Origin of the sequence: Streptomyces atratus (genome assembly GCF_900119365.1) — a bacterium.
Taxonomy (GTDB): Bacteria; Actinomycetota; Actinomycetes; order Streptomycetales; family Streptomycetaceae; genus Streptomyces; species Streptomyces atratus_B.
Genome location: NZ_FPJO01000004.1, coordinates 304,046 through 319,355 on the forward strand (window position 1 = coordinate 304,046; position 15,310 = coordinate 319,355).

Annotated in this window: 17 protein-coding genes, 1 tRNA gene and 4 pseudogenes; 11 read left to right on the plus strand and 11 right to left on the minus strand. The window is 69.0% G+C overall.

Going from position 1 to position 15,310, the window contains the following annotated elements:
• Positions 1-285 precede the first annotated feature (285 nt).
• Entirely contained in the window at positions 286-1,323 is a 1,038-nt protein-coding gene (locus BT364_RS10325; RefSeq protein WP_072484926.1) for an AI-2E family transporter, read from the plus strand.
• A 144-nt stretch (positions 1,324-1,467) separates the two neighbouring features.
• Positions 1,468-1,668 carry a hypothetical protein gene (locus tag BT364_RS10330; protein WP_256259675.1) on the plus strand — a complete coding sequence of 67 codons (201 nt, stop codon included), beginning with the start codon at positions 1,468-1,470 and terminating at the stop codon, positions 1,666-1,668.
• A 45-nt stretch (positions 1,669-1,713) separates the two neighbouring features.
• Here BT364_RS10330 and BT364_RS10335 read toward each other — a convergent pair whose 3' ends face one another.
• The 6 genes and pseudogenes from BT364_RS10335 to BT364_RS10355 form a co-directional block, all read right to left on the minus strand.
• Positions 1,714-2,907 (minus strand): hypothetical protein, encoded by a 1,194-nt coding sequence (locus tag BT364_RS10335; protein ID WP_072484825.1) that lies wholly within the window; start codon positions 2,905-2,907, stop codon positions 1,714-1,716.
• Between the two features lie 96 nt (positions 2,908-3,003).
• Positions 3,004-3,900: an RNA polymerase sigma-70 factor gene (locus BT364_RS10340; RefSeq protein WP_072484927.1), complete on the minus strand. Its 897-nt coding sequence runs from the start codon at positions 3,898-3,900 to the stop codon at positions 3,004-3,006.
• 266 nt (positions 3,901-4,166) lie between these two features.
• Positions 4,167-4,240 (minus strand) — tRNA-OTHER (locus BT364_RS10345).
• A 120-nt stretch (positions 4,241-4,360) separates the two neighbouring features.
• Positions 4,361-5,041, minus strand: a pseudogene (locus tag BT364_RS10350) (alpha/beta hydrolase); the annotation flags it as partial.
• A gap of 111 nt (positions 5,042-5,152) precedes the next feature.
• Positions 5,153-5,329, minus strand: a complete 177-nt coding sequence (locus BT364_RS39940; RefSeq protein WP_371268560.1) for a hypothetical protein — start codon at positions 5,327-5,329, stop codon at positions 5,153-5,155.
• Positions 5,293-5,826, minus strand: a complete 534-nt coding sequence (locus BT364_RS10355) for a class I tRNA ligase family protein (RefSeq protein ID WP_072484827.1) — start codon at positions 5,824-5,826, stop codon at positions 5,293-5,295. The genes BT364_RS39940 and BT364_RS10355 overlap by 37 nt, the downstream gene beginning before the upstream one ends.
• 321 nt (positions 5,827-6,147) lie before the next feature.
• Here BT364_RS10355 and BT364_RS41435 point away from each other — a divergent pair, with 321 nt between their 5' ends.
• Together BT364_RS41435 and BT364_RS10360 are read left to right on the plus strand one after the other, a co-directional pair.
• On the plus strand, positions 6,148-6,294 hold the full coding sequence (locus tag BT364_RS41435) for a hypothetical protein (RefSeq protein WP_177328083.1): 147 nt from the start codon (positions 6,148-6,150) through the stop codon (positions 6,292-6,294).
• A 209-nt stretch (positions 6,295-6,503) separates the two neighbouring features.
• Positions 6,504-6,752, plus strand: coding sequence for a nuclear transport factor 2 family protein (locus BT364_RS10360; protein WP_072484828.1), 249 nt, complete (start codon positions 6,504-6,506; stop codon positions 6,750-6,752).
• A gap of 76 nt (positions 6,753-6,828) precedes the next feature.
• On the opposite strand, the gene BT364_RS10365 is transcribed toward BT364_RS10360, so the two are convergent.
• Positions 6,829-7,365, minus strand: a complete 537-nt coding sequence (locus tag BT364_RS10365; RefSeq protein WP_072484829.1) for a hypothetical protein — start codon at positions 7,363-7,365, stop codon at positions 6,829-6,831.
• Positions 7,366-7,626: 261 nt separating this feature from the next.
• Between BT364_RS10365 and BT364_RS10370 the strand changes: the two genes are divergently transcribed.
• Together BT364_RS10370 and BT364_RS41440 are read left to right on the plus strand one after the other, a co-directional pair.
• Positions 7,627-8,268: a class I SAM-dependent methyltransferase gene (locus BT364_RS10370; protein ID WP_079179384.1), complete on the plus strand. Its 642-nt coding sequence runs from the start codon at positions 7,627-7,629 to the stop codon at positions 8,266-8,268.
• Position 8,269: 1 nt separating this feature from the next.
• Positions 8,270-8,506: a hypothetical protein gene (locus tag BT364_RS41440; protein ID WP_177328068.1), complete on the plus strand. Its 237-nt coding sequence runs from the start codon at positions 8,270-8,272 to the stop codon at positions 8,504-8,506.
• On the opposite strand, the pseudogene BT364_RS10375 reads toward BT364_RS41440, so the two are convergent.
• Positions 8,448-8,808: pseudogene (locus BT364_RS10375) on the minus strand (winged helix-turn-helix transcriptional regulator); the annotation flags it as partial. The gene BT364_RS41440 and the pseudogene BT364_RS10375 sit on opposite strands and share 59 nt — an antisense overlap.
• Here BT364_RS10375 and BT364_RS10380 point away from each other — a divergent pair.
• Together BT364_RS10380 and BT364_RS10385 are read left to right on the plus strand one after the other, a co-directional pair.
• A pseudogene (locus BT364_RS10380) lies at positions 8,805-9,056 on the plus strand (VOC family protein); the annotation flags it as partial. The pseudogenes BT364_RS10375 and BT364_RS10380 sit on opposite strands and share 4 nt — an antisense overlap.
• A gap of 137 nt (positions 9,057-9,193) precedes the next feature.
• Positions 9,194-9,742, plus strand: coding sequence for a GNAT family N-acetyltransferase (locus BT364_RS10385; RefSeq protein WP_072484830.1), 549 nt, complete (start codon positions 9,194-9,196; stop codon positions 9,740-9,742).
• 55 nt (positions 9,743-9,797) lie between these two features.
• Here the strand turns inward: BT364_RS10385 and BT364_RS10390 are convergent.
• The 3 genes and pseudogenes from BT364_RS10390 to BT364_RS10400 form a co-directional block, all read right to left on the minus strand.
• Positions 9,798-10,124, minus strand: a pseudogene (locus BT364_RS10390) (SAM-dependent methyltransferase); the annotation flags it as partial.
• Positions 10,125-10,470: 346 nt separating this feature from the next.
• Positions 10,471-11,154: an alpha/beta hydrolase gene (locus BT364_RS10395; RefSeq protein ID WP_256259676.1), complete on the minus strand. Its 684-nt coding sequence runs from the start codon at positions 11,152-11,154 to the stop codon at positions 10,471-10,473.
• 243 nt (positions 11,155-11,397) lie between these two features.
• Positions 11,398-12,282 carry a fumarylacetoacetate hydrolase family protein gene (locus BT364_RS10400; RefSeq protein ID WP_072484831.1) on the minus strand — a complete coding sequence of 295 codons (885 nt, stop codon included), beginning with the start codon at positions 12,280-12,282 and terminating at the stop codon, positions 11,398-11,400.
• Between the two features lie 156 nt (positions 12,283-12,438).
• On the opposite strand from BT364_RS10400, the gene BT364_RS10405 reads away from it, so the two are divergent.
• The 3 genes from BT364_RS10405 to BT364_RS10415 all read left to right on the plus strand — a co-directional run bounded on the left by BT364_RS10405 (position 12,439) and on the right by BT364_RS10415 (position 15,282).
• Complete coding sequence (locus BT364_RS10405) at positions 12,439-13,005, plus strand: TetR/AcrR family transcriptional regulator (RefSeq protein ID WP_072484832.1); 567 nt, start codon at positions 12,439-12,441, stop codon at positions 13,003-13,005.
• Between the two features lie 97 nt (positions 13,006-13,102).
• Positions 13,103-13,618, plus strand: coding sequence for a VOC family protein (locus BT364_RS10410; RefSeq protein WP_072484833.1), 516 nt, complete (start codon positions 13,103-13,105; stop codon positions 13,616-13,618).
• Positions 13,615-15,282 (plus strand): FAD-dependent monooxygenase, encoded by a 1,668-nt coding sequence (locus BT364_RS10415; RefSeq protein ID WP_072484834.1) that lies wholly within the window; start codon positions 13,615-13,617, stop codon positions 15,280-15,282. Before BT364_RS10410 ends, BT364_RS10415 begins: the two co-directional genes overlap by 4 nt.
• Positions 15,283-15,310: the final 28 nt, after the last annotated feature.

Here is a 15,310-nt window from a genome sequence, read left to right on the forward strand (position 1 = left end):
GCGGGGCTTCCGGCGACCGGTGGCTCCGCCCGTGGGGTGACATCCTGCGCATGTCGGCCCGGGTGTCCGGAAAGGTGTGGATCCTCCTGGTACCAGCAGGGAATGCCCAGGCCCTCGCATCCGCAGCCCGACCATACGGACCCCGGCGCACCCTCCGAAGGACGACGGCACCGGATCCGCGCCGCGTCACGCCGGGCGCTGCGCGGCATGACCGGCCCCGCGGCCCGGAACGCGGGCGCGCGACAGGCGCCGCCCGGCCCGCGGTACACGCCACGCGTGAACCCCATGCTCCAGGTGGCTGCCGCCTACGCCTGGCGGATCCTTGTGGTGGGCGCCGTCGTGTACGCGGTCTTCGCGGCGCTGGGGCGGTTCCACGAGGTGGCGGTAGCCGTCTTCCTCGGCCTGGTCGTGACCGCGGTGCTGCGCCCGGTCGCGGATCTGCTGGCCCGTCCGATGCCGCGGCCGGTCGCCGTCACCGTGGCGCTGCTCGGCAGTATCGTCCTCGTCCTCGGCGTCCTGACGCTCGTCGGCGAGGCGGTCGCCGGAGAACGCGCCGGGCTGGAAAGGGAGTTCGGCGACGGCCTGGTCCGGATCGAGCACTGGCTGGAGGGGCCGCCGTTCCGGCTGAATCCGAGGACGCTCGACGACCTCCAGACGCGGATCGGGCAGTACCTGTCCAGCCATCGCTCCGCCCTCATCAGCACGGCCGTCAGCGGTGTGGGCCGACTGGTCGAGGTGGTGACGGTGTTCGTTCTGGCGCTGTTCTGCTCGGTCTTCTTCATTCACTCCGGCGACCGGCAGTGGGACTGGTTCTGCGATCAGCTCACGGAGAAGGCCCGGGACCGGATGGCGATCGCGGGCCGGGCAGCCTGGCGTACGTTCACCGGCTACACCCGCGGCATCATCCTGGTGGCGGGGACCAATGCCGTGTTCGTGGGACTGGCCCTGTTCGCCCTCGGAGTGCCGCTGGCCCTTCCTCTGGCGCTGCTGGAGTTCTTCGCCGCCTTCGTCCCGTTGATCGGCTCACCGATCGCCCTCGCGATCGCGTCCGTGGTGGCCCTGGCGGCGAAGGGCCCGATCGTGGCGGCCGTCGTCCTCGTCCTGATCGTGGTCATCGGCCAGATCGAAGGCCATCTGCTCCACCCGCTCGTGATGGGCTGGGCGGTCCGGCTCCACCCGGTCGTGGTCGCGCTCTCGGTGATCGGCGGCGCCATCGCGGCGGGCGTGCTCGGAGCGGTGGTGGCCGTGCCGCTGGTGTCGGTCCTCTGGTCGGTCCGTCAGGCACTGCGCCGGGCAGGCGAAACCACGCCCGCGCAGGACTGAGCGTCGTGCGCGGGGGGAGAGGCGCGGTACCGCCCCGGCCCGCTCCAGCAGCGCCTGGAGGACCATTACGGACGAGGCCGCCGCCCAGGCCTGCGGGCGGCACGAAGCGGGATAGGCCGAGGGGCGGGCATCGGTGGCCGCTCCATGGCCGGCGAACGGTTCGGGAAGTACGAGTCACTCACCACAGGCCTGGCCCGCTTCGTCTCCGGCGGACTCGGCGGTGGAACGCAGTATCCGCTGAAACTCGCGGCGGCGCTGCTGTCCACCCTTCCGGTGGCCGCACTCTTCTTCTGCTTCCAGCGCTACTTCGTCAGCGGCGCCAACGCGGGCGCGGTCAAGGAGTGAGGGTTCCCGGCGTTCTCCCGGAGACGGTTCGAGGGCCCTGGGCCGTCAGGGTGCCGCGCCTCGGGATGCCGCCGGGGGCGTGGTGTTCAGCAGTTCCAGCCGGTGCCGGACGGCTTCGACCGCTCCGGGGCGCCGGCCGGGCACGTGGTGGCGCAAGGCGTCCAGGGGCGGGCCGAGTTCCCGGGCCCGCTGCGGGTCGCGAAGCTGCTGCCACTGATGGTGGGCGCGGTCCACGGCGCTCTCCACGGCCGGGTCGTCCGGCGGCTGTTGCCGGGCGAGGCGGGCGTCGGCGGCAGCCATCCACAGCTCGCAGCTCCGTGCCGGATCGTCGGCCAGGCGAGCGAGGTCCGCGCGGACCTCCAGCCAGTGGATGGCCTGCACGGAGCCCGTGCCGTAGGTACGCAGAGCCCACCCCTCCCATATGGCCGCGAGCGATGCGGCCTCGCTGTGCCGCCCCGCGTGGGCCGCGGCGAGAATCGCGGGCAGCGGATCCTCCTCGGCTGCCGCCCCGGTGTTCTCCGTGGCCGGAGCAGGCGGCTGGTGGGGCAGCCCCGGCACCTGGACAGGCGGCGCGGGGGAGGGGACGGACGAGTCACCGATGGACAGGAAGAGCGCGTCGGCGGGGCCGACCTGGGCGGCGGCCTGTTCGTGGAGCCGGGCGAGCGGTGGGTTGAGGCCGCTGCGCCAAGCGGTGGCGAAGGCCTTCAGATAGGCCGGTTCCGCGATCCGGCGGCGGGGCGGTGGCGGAACGATCCGGCCGTACACGCGGATCCCATAACCGAGAACGAGACCCTCGGCACGGAGCTGCTGCCAGGCTTCCGGAGCGGCGACCATGTCGACGACGACGGTGGTGGAGCCCGGTCGGCGCAGCTTGAGTTCGCTGGCCAGCCAGTGCCAGGGCAGCGCGGTGTAGCGCAGCGTGGTCGGCGTGGTCGTCCGGGCGAGTGCGAGGTGGATCAGGCGCTGCTTGTGGTCGAGATGGAGCTGACCGGCTATGTAGAGGGTGAGCGGGCCGGGTGCGGCCGCCGCCGCGCGGATGCGGGTGAGGACGGTCTGCGGGTCGGTCGGGTCGGCGAGTTCGACGATGGTGGCCGCCGTCGCGCCGGCCAGGACGCTGGGCGGGACCGCGGCGAGCGCCGGCAGGACGCCGGTCGCGTCGATGAGACAGCCCTTGCCGGCCGGGGCCGCCGCGATCAGCAGCGCGGTCCCGGATCCGATGTCCTCCCCGTTGATCACCACAACAGCACGGTAGCCGCTGCCCGGCCCGTGAACGTAATCAGCGGCGAACTCCCGTCCGGCGCGTGGCCGGCCAAGTGACTGTTCCACCGCCCGTATTCATCGCACGGTGAGCGGGGTCTCGGAGTCGACGTGGTTCAGTTTCTCGGGGTTGCGGACGTAGTAGAGGCCGTTGATGCGGTTGTCCTCGACACGGATCGCCAGGACACCATCGATCTCGCCGTCCAGGTGCACCAGGAGTGCCGGATTGCCGTTGACCACGGTGGGAGCGAACGCGATCGAAAGCTTGTTCTTGCCGATGCCGCCGAGCATGTAGCGCGCCACCTTGTCGGCGCCGACGGTCGGCCGCAGCGCTGCCTGCTTGATGCCTCCGCCGTCGCCCACGAGGACGACATCAGGGGCGAGCACGTCAAGGAGGCCCTGGAGGTCTCCGGTCTTGAGTACGCGCCGGAACGACTCCACGGCCGCCCGGGCCTCGCTCGGGGAGACCGCCTTGCGAGGGCGGCGGTCATCGACGTGCTTGCGGGCGCGGTGCGCGATCTGACGGACGGCCGCGGGGCTCTTGTCGACGGCGGCTGCGATGTCGTCGTAGTCGACCTCGAAGACCTCGCGCAGCACGAAGACGGCGCGCTCGGTCGGCGAAAGCGTCTCGAGGACGAGCATCATCGCCATCGAGACACTCTCGGCGAGGTCGACGTCCTGGGCCACGTCCGGCGTGGTGAGCAGCGGCTCGGGCAGCCAGGGGCCGACGTACGCCTCCTTGCGGCGCTTCAAGGTGCGCAGCCGGTTGAGCGCCTGCCGGGTCGTGATCCGCACCGGATAGGCGCGGTGGTCGAGCACCTGGGCAAGATCGACCTCGATCCACCGCAGCCAGGTCTCCTGGAGGACGTCCTCGGCGTCGGCCGCCGATCCGAGTATCTCGTAGGCGACGGTGAAGAGCAGATCGCGGTGGGCGACGAAGGCCTCGGTCGCCGGGTCGGTGGCCCGGCCGTTCATGCCCCGGCCCCCCTTCGTCGCGCCCGGTCCCTGGTCGCCGACGGCCTTCGAAGGTGTGTCCACAGCAAGTCCTCGTTCCTTGTGAGCAACTGCTACTCGGCCGGCAGCTGTCTGGACACCAACGCCTTCTACAACCGCACAGGCAACGTCGCCGACTGGTGCATCTCCGCCGCCTGATCCCACCGCCGTCCCGGCTTCCGGTCAGTCGCATTCTTGGCCCGGTGGCCGAAAACGGACCCTGATCAGCTGTGATTTGGGGGACGGGATGGGGCCGACCGGATTCGAACCGGCGTCCTCCCACACGCGGTGAAGGCGCGACGACCACTGCGCTACGAGCCCCATCCCGCTGGTGATCATATAAGTTTCCCGCACTCCCTCGCTCCTGAATTGTCGAAGGAGGCGACGGCTCGATCAGTGCCCGTGCCCTGGGCCGGAGACCGCTCGATGCGGCACAGGGGCGTCAGTGACCCTGCTTCAGACAGGTCCGGTCCCGCGCGGGCAGCTTTCCGGTGGCCAGGTACCGGTTGACCGCATCGTCCACGCAGGCGTTGCCGTACTGGCCGTAGATAGCGTGCCGGTTGGCGCCCTTGAGGGTGAGCAGCCTGGAGCTCGGCAGCAACCTGTGCAGTGCCGCACTGCCCGTGTACGGGGTACGCGGGTCGCCGGTGGCGGCCACGATCAGTGCCGGCGTGTCATGGCGCACCTGGGTGGGCTTCTCACGAGGCCGGTCCCAGAAGGCGCACGGCCCGATGTTGTTGGTGAGAGGGCCGAACAACGAGTGTGCGGCCCGGCTGCGTTCGATGTCCCGCCAGTACCTCTCGGGGTCGCGCGGCACGGACACATCGCCGCAGAGGATCGCGGACTGCACACTGCCGTTGCGTGACCCCTCGTCGGTGAGTGCACCGCGCAGCATCGCGGCGAACTGCGGCGACAGCCGGGTGGGCCGGACTGCTGCGGCCCTGGCGAGTGCGGACATCTGCTCGCCGGCCGCAGCCCGCGCCTCATCGGTGTCGTCCGCGGTCCCGGAGAAGACCACGAAGGGCACCTGGGTGTCGTCGAGCCGGAACGTGTCCGCACCGGTGCCGACGGTCAGCGGGTGGCGCGCGGAGGCCGCGACGACGCGGTTGATCGTGGCGAGCACCTCTGGGCAGTACCGTGCGCGTACGTCAGTGGTCCTAGTCGGCCAAGGGACATGCCGTCGGGGCGTACGGCGGAAGCCGCGACGTACGCGCCCGGAGCGCTCCGGGACGCCTCATTGGGCCCAACGCACCTTGGCCTCGGCGTCGGCGGCTGTACCGAGCATCTCGTAGGCAACGGTGAAGAGCAGGCTGCGATGGGCGACGAACGCCTCGGTGGGGGAGTCCGTCCGCCCGGCGTGAGTGCTGGGCCCGGTCATGCCTGCCGCTCGATCGGTGCGCTCGTCGACCATCGGCTCCTGCCTGTCGCGCCTCTTGCCGTTCGTGCCGCGCACAAGACGCCGCCCACTGCTCTCCTGTGACGGCCGACGACGTTCTGCACCCAGCTGCTGTGACAAGGGTGCTGCGGCCGGGCAATACGGTCGAACACGACGCGGGCCCGCATCGGATCGGCCTCTATGGCCACAGCGTGCCCGTCGGCGACATCGGCCGGCGTCCTTCCCGTGTCCAGTGCTCCGACCTCCACCGAGCCGGCATGGTCTGCGATGCCGGTGGTGAACAGTACGTTCGTGCCTTCGGCCCGCAAGAACCGCGCCAGGACGTCGGCCGCAACACAGGGACCCGCCAGATGCCCGAGATGCAGTCCGCCCCGGGGAGCGATCGGCGTAGCGGTGATCCACAGGGGCGCGGCCACAGCCGCACCACCACCTGGCCGGGCCCCCGTCCCGCAGCCCGGCGCCGGGCTGCCGGGGTAGATCGTTTCCTGGCCGCGCAAGATGCTGCTCCGCATGAATATCCGCTATCCGTCCTGGAGATGGGTCGGTGCATACGCCAACACCGGGCTGCCTCACCCGTGCCGTAAGACCCCTTCCTTCATCAGCCTGGCAAAACAAGTCGCGGCTGGTGCGGCCCGGAGCGTGCGCGTTCACGCCGTGACGTGGATACGCCACACCCATCCCGGGAAGCCGGGAGCGCGGCACCCCTTGACCTCCAGGCCGAGATCAACTGCAAGGTGACACGTAAACCTGTTCTCCCGGGCAACCGGGTGGCGACAGCACGCGTCTCCGAGATCGAAGCAGGCCACGGGGACGAACATGAGGAGACAGGAAACATGGAAGAGATCGCGGGTTCTGCGGTCGTGCGAGTCCTGAAGGGCGTGGGCTGGCTCGCGTTCAACGTGGTCGGTACGGTGGGCGACGTGCTCGCCACCCACATCCCGTGGAACAAGCGGAGCGGGCGCTCGTCCACGGACAAGTAGCCCCGCCGAACGCGGGGCAGCCCTGGAGCGGGCGGTGTCCGGGCAGGCCCTTCCGAGGCGCGATGTCCTCTGCGTGCCTGTCGCTCAGGGCGGGCTCACCCAGCTGCTGATGAGAGCACCGCGGTGCGGCGTACGCAGCTGCTCCGACGGTCAAGAGTCCGGCAGGAGAAGCCAGACCTCGGAGAAGGCGAGGCCGTGTCCGTGAGGCCGTGCGTGCGGGATACCGGGCGGCCTGGGGCTCCAGCCCTGTCCAGGTGGACGAGGTCAGGAGGATCGCGGTCTACGAGACCGCCGACCCGGGAGTGGTCATCGCCGAGCATGTCGTGGTGGGATCGCTGCCGGCCAGGCGCACCACCTTCACCGTCCCCGGCCTCCTGATACTCCACGTCCATGGCGGATTGATCGCGCGGGCTCGCGACTACATGGACGGCCTGGGGGTCATCAGCGCCAGGGAATGAATGCCGGTCATCGGGCCCCGGCGGTCTTGAGCCCGCGCCGCCGAAACTCGATCGCGCCGGGCCGGGGGGTCGCGAGTCAGTCCTGGTTCGCCGCGGACAGGGCTTCGGTGATCATGCGGGCGGCGAAGTCGCGGTCGCCCGTGAGCCGATTGATGTGCTCCGCGAGCAGCAAAGCTGTGGCCTCCAGCGAATTCATCTCGTCCCCGGTCCAGTCGCCGTACTGCTTGCGCCACAGGCTGGGGCTCAGGCCGGTGCCGGCCGCGACGACCAGGCCGGTCATGGTGGGGATCACTTCGGGGCGGATGCTCTTGGGCATCATGCGCAACGAGGTCACGAAGCTGGGCACGACGTACTCGATGACGTCCCTGTCGTGATCCTCGTAGGCCATCCGCAGCCACTGCATGAACATGTAGATGAGCGTGCACGCGCCGTCCAGCACGTCATTGGCTTCTTCGGGGCCCAGGGACGCCGTGAACTGGTCCATCAATTGCTGCTGTTCGGCGTCGGTTGCGGTCTGGCCGTCGTAGATGGCTTTGAGCCGGGAGTCGATTGCCATGAGCGCTACACCCACATCGCCGGCAGGAGCGTACGCGGGGTCGCAGGATGATGACACAGGATTCCTCCCAGGGTGACCTTGGGTGATGTGGCGAGTTCATACAGTAGTCGCCGATGGAGTGGTGGTCCTGGGAATTGCGAATGATCGCTTCGCGGGGAATCGATCGAGACCGGCGTCTCCTGGGGGCCGGCGGCGGGACCGCAGCCGATCGGAAGACCTTGCCATCCGCACCGCACCGTCACGCCGGTGAGGTGGGGTCGATCCGTGTCTGTCCGCCGGTCTGTGGGAGGTCGGTGAGGGAGCCAGTACCCTTCGGCCATGAGTGATCAACCAACTCCCGTGGTGGGCGGTCGCAGCCTGCCGAGGGGTGCCGCTGGGTATGCCGAGGCGGCGGACGTGCTCGCTGTTCAGTACGAGCAAGTCACCTTCGACGAAGTCCACCGTGACGTGCTGCAGTTCGTTCCCGTCGTGCCGGCCCGGATTCTGGACGTGGGGGCAGGGACCGGGCGCGATGCCACCGCGTTGGCGGCTCGCGGGCACACCGTCGTGGCCGTCGAGCCGACCCCTGAACTGCGGGAGCATGCACAGCGACTTCATGCGGGCAGTGGCATCGACTGGGTCGATGACGCTCTTCCGGACCTGACGCTGAGCGGTCACCCGGACCGGTTCGATGCGGTCTTCGTCACCGCGGTGTGGATGCATCTGGATGCCGAGGAACGTCGACGTGCGACGGCCAGGATCGCCGCGTTGTTGGTTGCTGGTGGCCGATTCTTCGTGAATGTCCGGCACGGCCCTGTGCCCGAGGGGCGCCACATGTTCGACGTATCTGCTGCAGAGACAGCCGAGTTGGGCAGTGCGCATGGGTTGCACACCGTCCATTGCGGCGAGCGTCCCGATCTTCATGGCCGTGACGACGTCCGATGGAGCTGCCTGGTCCTCCAAGCGGACAGGATTCAGTAACTTGCTCAACACCTTGGAGGCACTCGAACGCCGCGTCGCCGACCGGCACTTGGCCGAAGCGGCTGCCCACGGGGAGTATGACCCGCTTGCTGATCAACTTCCATGGGAGACGCGGGGAAACGCAGATGCCCTGCGCACCGAGCTCGCGGCCTGGCCGGTTCGTCGCGCTCTGCGCGGCTTCAAGCCCAGGATGTTTCCGATGGCCCGCCGCACGACGCTGAAGCCGGTCGGCTCTTGACGGGTGTGGCTGCCGCCCGTTGCGGCGCCCGGTCGAATCGGTCGCGGGACTCCTCGATGTGTGCCAAGTAGTGGCGAGTCCATACGTACATGCCGTAGACGGTGTGCGCAGCGCTTGGCCCGCGTCCGTAAGCGCGTATTCCACGCGTGGCGGCACGGTCGGGTAGACGGTGCGCTCGACGAGCCCGTCGCGTTCGAGTCCGCGCAGCGTCTGCGTGAGCATCTTGTGACTGATGCCCTCCACCTCACCGCGAAGTGCGTGAAGCGCAGGGTGCGCTCGCCGAGGATGGTGACCACCAGCAATCGGTGACTTCCTGGTCATCGCCGGTCCGCCTGCGGAACGCGCCCACTATGCCCACGCCAGCGCCACCGTGATCGTCGACGACCTCGACACCTTGACCAAAACGCTTGCGACCGCCGGCGCCGAGATCACCACACCGGAAAGCACCAGTGCCACCGGGCGTTACCTGTACGCGCGCCGTCGTGGCGGCGCAGAGGTCGAGTATGTGGAATGGGTCCCGGAATTGGTGGATCGCATCGTGCATGCGTAGCGGTGCGTCGGTGCTCCCGGACGAGTCCGGGGACGGACCCTCCGTCAGGCCGGGGGCGGGTACGCGTCCGGGGCGAGCCCGGGACGCAGCCGGTCGTCCGAGGCTTCTGACCGGCGGGCGTGCGGTAGGTTGCCGTCATGACTGAGCTTGGACACATCGCCTGGCCGCCTGCCCCGATCAGGACCGGGCGGCTCGTGCTCCGTGAGTCCGAGGCGCGGGACCGTGCGGCGTTCATCGAACTGTTCGCCTCGCCGGAGGTGGGTACCTACATCGGTGGCCCTCGGCCGCGTGATGAGCTCGAGCGTGCGGTGCCTGAGGTGCCCGGGCGGCGCCCTGGCTTTTTCGTGGTCGATCTCGACGGAGCGATGATCGGCATGGTCACGCTCGATCGGCGTGACGCGGAGCGTCCGGGGCACGTCCGTCCGGATGCCGGGGAGGTCGACCTCGGCTACATGTTCCTGCCGGAGGCGTGGGGATGCGGGTACGCCGCCGAGGCGTGCGCGGCGGCACTCGGCTGGTTCGCCGGCGCGCTACCCGGCGAGCCGGTGGTGCTCTGCACCCAGTCCGCCAACGACCGCGCGATGCGCCTCGCGGCGAAGCTGGGGTTCACCGAGGTGGAGCGGTTCGAGGAGTACGGTGCCGAGCAGTGGTTCGGCGTATGGACCTCGGTCACGCCGCCCGGTTGAGCTCGTACTCGACAGCGTGGATCCACGAGGCCACCGGTCGGGGAGGGCGAGTAAGTGGGCGCCGGACCCGGAGAGCTTCCGGGACGGATTTGCGCTGGTCGGTCCAGTGCCAGGCTTGGGCATATGTGAGGACGTCGATGGAGGCGGAGGCCGGCGGCAGGTTGTTGCCGTCCCCGATCACAAGGGGGATTCCGGGCAGGCCGAGACGGAATTGGGAGGCCATCCCGGGGCCGGCCCCGACATCGGCGACGCGGGTGCCCGCCAAGGGGGAGCCGGTGAGTTCCTCGACAGCGTCGAGCAGTTCGGACGGGTATGAAGGACGGTTCGCAGCGCAGCTGGCGGCAGCCGTGTCGAACGAGCGAGCTTGCGAAGTGGTGGTCATCCGAACATTGTTGACGGTTGCAGGTGCTTGATGCCGGGATGGGGATCGTGGCCTTGATCCTGCGCCGTCTCAGGTAGGAGCGGTTGCTGCGGGCGTCGTACGTCTTGTCCGCGCGGACCCGGTCCGGACATTTCCGTGCCCGCTCACGCCCCGGCCGGTCGAGCTCTTCATCGGTGACCGGGAGGAGCCCGTCCTCGGTGACCTCGTAGCCCTTGCCGATCTCCTCCTGTGGCACGACCGCGTCCTCGATCTCGCGGACCTTGCCACTCAGCCCTCGTCGGACCGCCACAACCAGCGGAGGGCATCGGGGAGCAGGACGCCGCCGTGGTTGGGGCTGTGACCGCCGTCACCCAGGACCAGGCGGAAGTCGTAGCCGGCTTCCGCGAGTGCGGACGCAATGCGCAGGTTGTTGGCGCCAGTTCCCCTCGGGCTCATTCCAGCGCAGGTCACGATGGCCTGCTTGGAGGAAGATGCGCAGCGGCTTGCTGGGGACGCGTGGAATGAGTTCCGGGTAGGGGTTGCCGTCGGGCATCTGCGTGAAGCTGGACAGGAACGCGCTGACCCGGCGGAACTTGTCGGGGCGCAGCCATGCTGCGGTGAAGGCGCAGTTGCCACCACTGTTGCCACCGCAGATGCCCCACTGATCGGGGTCCTCGGCGACCGAGTAGCGCTTCGTGACCTCAGGGATGATCTCGCCCAGGAGAAAGCCGGCGTACCGATCGTCGAACGCGTCGTACTCGATGTTGCGGTTCTTCGGATCCTCGGCGCCGGGGAAGACACCAGGGTCGACGAACACCCCGATGGTGACCGGGATGGCACCACGGTGGACGAGGTTGTCCAGGACGATCGAGCCGCGGACTTCCCCATCCGGGTCCAGGTACCACCATCCATCCTGGAACACCATGAGCGACGCCGGCTTGGAAGGGTTGTATCCCGTCGGCACGTGGACCCAGAACTTCCGGGACGTGCCTGGGTAGATCGTGCTGTCGTTCCAGTTGAACTCCATCGTCTCGCCGGCCTCGATCGTCATGCAGGCCAACCTAAGACCGACCGGCAATAGGGGGGCGGCGTCGCGGGGCTGGGCACGCACATCTGCCGCGTTGTCGTCAATCAACAACGCTCCGCGTTGCCTCAATCCTCCGCCTTGCAGCTGCACGCACCCAGCCCCGCTCCTTCACCCACCCCCCAATTGCCGGTCGGTCTAAGAGGGATCGCGACCTGACTCGAAGGGGTTTAGGGCAACTAGCGCCTGTCGTACGGTGTGTTCCGGCGTTTATGCGCCCGCACCTTCGGCGGCGGCCCTCACGCGGTTGCGGAGCGTGCCGATGTGCTCGACCTCGACCTCGACGACGTCGCCGGGGCTCAGATGGCGGCCGGAGAATACGCCGGCGCCGCGTGGTGTTCCGGTGAGGATCACGTCTCCGGGTTCGAGGGTCTGATAGCGGGAGAGGCAGGAGATCAGCTCGGACACGTCGTGGATGAAGCTGCTGGTGCGGTCGTTCTGGCGTACGTCGCCGTTGACCAGGGTGCGCAGGCGCAGGTCGAGCGGAGCGGTGAACTCGTCCGGGGTGACCAGGCAGGGGCCGAGCGGTTTGAAGGTGTCGAAGCTCTTGGCCACGCCGATGGACGCGGTCGGATCGCCCGACATCGCGCGCTGCTGGATATCGCGCGCGGAGACGTCGTTGGCGATGGTCAGGCCGGCGATGTGGCTCGCAGCCTCGGCGGCGGAGACCGCGCTCGCGGACCGGCCGATCACGACGGCCACCTCGCCCTCGTAGTCGACCTGGCCGGCCGCGACGGCCGGGAGGTGGATGTCGTCGCCCGGTGCGATGACCGCGGAACCGGCGACCAGTTGGAAATTCGGCTCAGCGGGCAGGGTGATGTCGTTGCGCCCCATCGCGGCGAACATCTCCAGGGCCTCCTCCGCGTGACTGGGGTAGTTGAGGCCGACGATCAGGATCTTCCCGGGCCGGGGGACGGGGGCGTGCACCCGGACCTCGGCGAGGGCGACCCGCCGGACGACCGCCGCCGCGCGTGCGGCGGCGATACCCGGTCCGCGCAGAAGGGCGCCCAGATCGGCGAAGGGGAGGTCGAGTACGGAGAGCTCGCCGGGGCTCTCCTCCCTGGCGATGCCCAGGGCTGTGCTGTACAGACGCATCACGGACTCCCGCGTGTTGGGACCACATTCTCTTGTTTCCGAGTCAAGACATGTCTTGTCCCGAAGTCAAGAGCTCATCGGTTGCCGAGTCGCTGTTCTCGGATGCGGAGCATGCGGCGGACGGAGGCGGGGGTGTGCCGCCTAGGCTGGGTTGCTATGCCAAGGAACCGTCAGCAGATCCCGAAAGCCGAGCGCGAGGCCGTCCTGGTCGACTGCGCCTGGGAGCTCTTCGCCGCCAAGGGGTACAAGGGGACCAGTCTGACCGAGGTCGGAAAGGCGGCCGGCGTCGCGGCCAATGCCGTGCGCTGGTACTTCCCGACCAAGGATGACCTGTTCGCCGCCGCGCTGGACCGCCTCTTCCTGCGTGAGCGGGAGCGGGTGGAGGTGGATCCTGCGATCGGAGGGGATCCGCGGCAGCAGCTGGTGACGTTCCTTGCCGATCTGGAGGCGTATCGCGGGTTGCATCGGGAGGCGTATGACCGCATGGACGCGTCGCCCGCCCTCGCCGAGGTCTACTCCCGCATGCGGGAATGGCTGGAGGACCGCCTTCTCGCGGCCGTCGCGAACCAGCTGCCCGAGGGGGTCGATGTCGCGCCCGTGGCGGATATGGCGCATGTGCTCTTCGAGGGGCTGCTGGTCAGTGCCCGGGGGCTGGACCGGTCGATCGGGGAGTTCATCGACCTCCTCATGGAGGCGCTGGTGGCCGTCGCGGCGGCGCGCTGACATCCATCTCTTGACTGTCATACAAGAGCCCGCCTAAGGTTCTCTTGTATGATAGCCAAGAGGGCTGTCGTGCCCTCGATAAGGAGGTCGCCGCTCCATGGCTTCTCCAGGCAAACTCGCCCACATCGTCCTGCGCACCGGCCGTCTGTCGCCCATGACCGACTGGTACGTACGCGTCCTCGAAGGCCGCGTCACTTTCGCCAACGAGGCCCTCGCCTTCCTGACCTACGACGACGAGCACCACCGTGTCGCGCTTATCGCCACCGGAGCGTCCGAGCGTCCGACGGACGCGCACACCGGTCTGCACCACGCGGCGTTCACCTACACCACGCTCGGAGACCTGCTCGGTACGTACCAGCGGCTGAAGAAGGACGGCATCCTGCCCTTCTGGTGCATCAACCACGGCCCGACCACCTCGATGTACTTCGAGGATCCCGACGGCAATCACATCGAGCTCCAGATCGACAACTTCGCCACCGAGGAAGCCCTCGACGAGTGGTTCCGGTCCGGAGCCTTCGAAGCCAATCCGATCGGGGTCGAGTTCGACCCCGACGACCTGGTGCGCCGCTTCGACGCCGGTGAGTCCTTCGCCGAACTGGTCAGGCGCGCATGACCGACATCGACGCCCCGGTTGTCATCATCGGAGCCGGCCCCGTGGGGCTCGCCACCGCGCTCGTCCTGGGCCGGTACGGCGTCCGCAGTGTGGTCTTCGAACAGTACGACGGGATCAATCCGCACCCTCGCGCCCACGTCGTCAACACCAGGTCCATGGAACTGTTCCGCACCTGGGGCATCGCGGACGCCGTCCGGGCGGACGCGGTCGACCCGGCATGGGCCGCCACCATCCTGTGGAAGCAGACCCTCGCCGGGGAACCACTGGGCCGGATCGACCTCGTCGAAGGCCCGGAGGACCAGCTCCTGCGCCGGATCCACGCCTCCGCCGAGCAGCTCACCTCCTGCGCCCAGGACCGCGTACAGCGACACCTCCTCGACGCGGTCCTCGCCCAGGGCATGGCCACCGTGCACTACGGCACCACCGTCGTGGAGGTGACGGACCTCGGCGACAGTGTCGACGTCACCGTGGAAGGCGTGGGCGGGCGGCAGATGCTGCGCACCTGTTACGCCGTGGCGGCGGACGGGGCGACCGGCGGCCTGCGCGACACGCTCGGCATCGCGATGGACGGCTCCCCGGTCCTCGGCCACCAGCTGAACATCTACTTCCACGCCGATCTGTCCCCGTGGATGAGAGAGGATCCCGCCCTGCTGGTCTGGCTGATCAACAGTGCCTCCCCGGGACTCCTCATCGGGATGGACGGTGCTCGCCGGTGGACCTTCCAGCGGACCATCGACCCGGCTGCCGAATCACCGCAGGACTACCCGCCCGAACGGTGCGCCCAGATCATCCGGGAGGCCGTCGGAACCACCGAACTCGACGTGGACGTCCGCTCCGTGGGGCCGTGGACCATGACGGCCCGGACCGCCGAGACGTACCGCAGCGGCCGTGTGTTCCTCGTGGGTGACGCGGCGCACCAGTTCCCGCCGACCGGCGGCCTGGGGATGAACAGCGGCCTCGCAGACGCGGACAACCTCGGTTGGAAACTCGCCGCCGTGCTGAGGGACGGTGCTTCCGACGCCCTGCTCGACACCTACGAGCGTGAGCGCCGTCCCGTCGCCGTCGGCAACGCCCGCCACAGCATGCTCAACGCCATCAAGATGGCCGAGGTCGGGATAGGGCCCGAAACGACCAGGATCGCCGGCCGCCTCGAAAGCCCCGACCCGGCAGTCGCCGCGGCGGAACGCCGACGGATCGCGGAGGCCATTCCTCCACAGCGCCCGCACTTCGACGCGCTCAACCAAGAGATCGGATACGTCTACGGAGCGGCCCGGCACTCCGACGACGCCCCGGTCTCGGCCACCGACTACGCGCCGATCGCCGTCACCGGAGCACGACTTCCGCACGCCTGGATCGAACGTGACGGGGAACGGGTGTCCACCCACGACCTCCTCGTACCGGGCTTCACCCTCATCACGGGGCCCGGGGGAGCCGACCGGGCCGATGCGTTCGCGGAGACTGGGGAGGGCATGGCGAAGCGGAGTGTCGTGATCGGCCGGGACGTCACCAGCCCGGACGGCTACTGCCCCAAGGTGCTCAGGATCGGTGAGGACGGAGCCGTTCTCGTCCGACCGGACGGTCACATCGCTTGGCACAGTGCCGAGGGATCATCCCCTGCCTCCGCGCTCGCGGCCCTGCTGAACGCCGCCGAGCGGTCCGCCTAGCCCGGCGAGGGGGGCTTGTGGGGCGCCG

Excerpts from the sequence above, each read along its gene's own strand:
- BT364_RS10325 (WP_072484926.1), top strand. The coding sequence starts at position 286 with ATGCTCCAGGTGGCTGCCGCCTACGCCTGGCGGATCCTTGTGGTGGGC.
- BT364_RS10330 (WP_256259675.1), top strand. The coding sequence starts at position 1,468 with ATGGCCGGCGAACGGTTCGGGAAGTACGAGTCACTCACCACAGGCCTG.
- BT364_RS10340 (WP_072484927.1), bottom strand. The coding sequence starts at position 3,900 with ATGAACGGCCGGGCCACCGACCCGGCGACCGAGGCCTTCGTCGCCCAC.
- BT364_RS39940 (WP_371268560.1), bottom strand. The coding sequence starts at position 5,329 with ATGGTCGACGAGCGCACCGATCGAGCGGCAGGCATGACCGGGCCCAGC.
- BT364_RS10355 (WP_072484827.1), bottom strand. The coding sequence starts at position 5,826 with ATGCGGAGCAGCATCTTGCGCGGCCAGGAAACGATCTACCCCGGCAGC.
- BT364_RS41435 (WP_177328083.1), top strand. The coding sequence starts at position 6,148 with ATGGAAGAGATCGCGGGTTCTGCGGTCGTGCGAGTCCTGAAGGGCGTG.
- BT364_RS10370 (WP_079179384.1), top strand. The coding sequence starts at position 7,627 with ATGAGTGATCAACCAACTCCCGTGGTGGGCGGTCGCAGCCTGCCGAGG.
- BT364_RS10385 (WP_072484830.1), top strand. The coding sequence starts at position 9,194 with ATGACTGAGCTTGGACACATCGCCTGGCCGCCTGCCCCGATCAGGACC.
- BT364_RS10395 (WP_256259676.1), bottom strand. The coding sequence starts at position 11,154 with ATGACGATCGAGGCCGGCGAGACGATGGAGTTCAACTGGAACGACAGC.
- BT364_RS10400 (WP_072484831.1), bottom strand. The coding sequence starts at position 12,282 with ATGCGTCTGTACAGCACAGCCCTGGGCATCGCCAGGGAGGAGAGCCCC.
- BT364_RS10405 (WP_072484832.1), top strand. The coding sequence starts at position 12,439 with ATGCCAAGGAACCGTCAGCAGATCCCGAAAGCCGAGCGCGAGGCCGTC.
- BT364_RS10410 (WP_072484833.1), top strand. The coding sequence starts at position 13,103 with ATGGCTTCTCCAGGCAAACTCGCCCACATCGTCCTGCGCACCGGCCGT.
- BT364_RS10415 (WP_072484834.1), top strand. The coding sequence starts at position 13,615 with ATGACCGACATCGACGCCCCGGTTGTCATCATCGGAGCCGGCCCCGTG.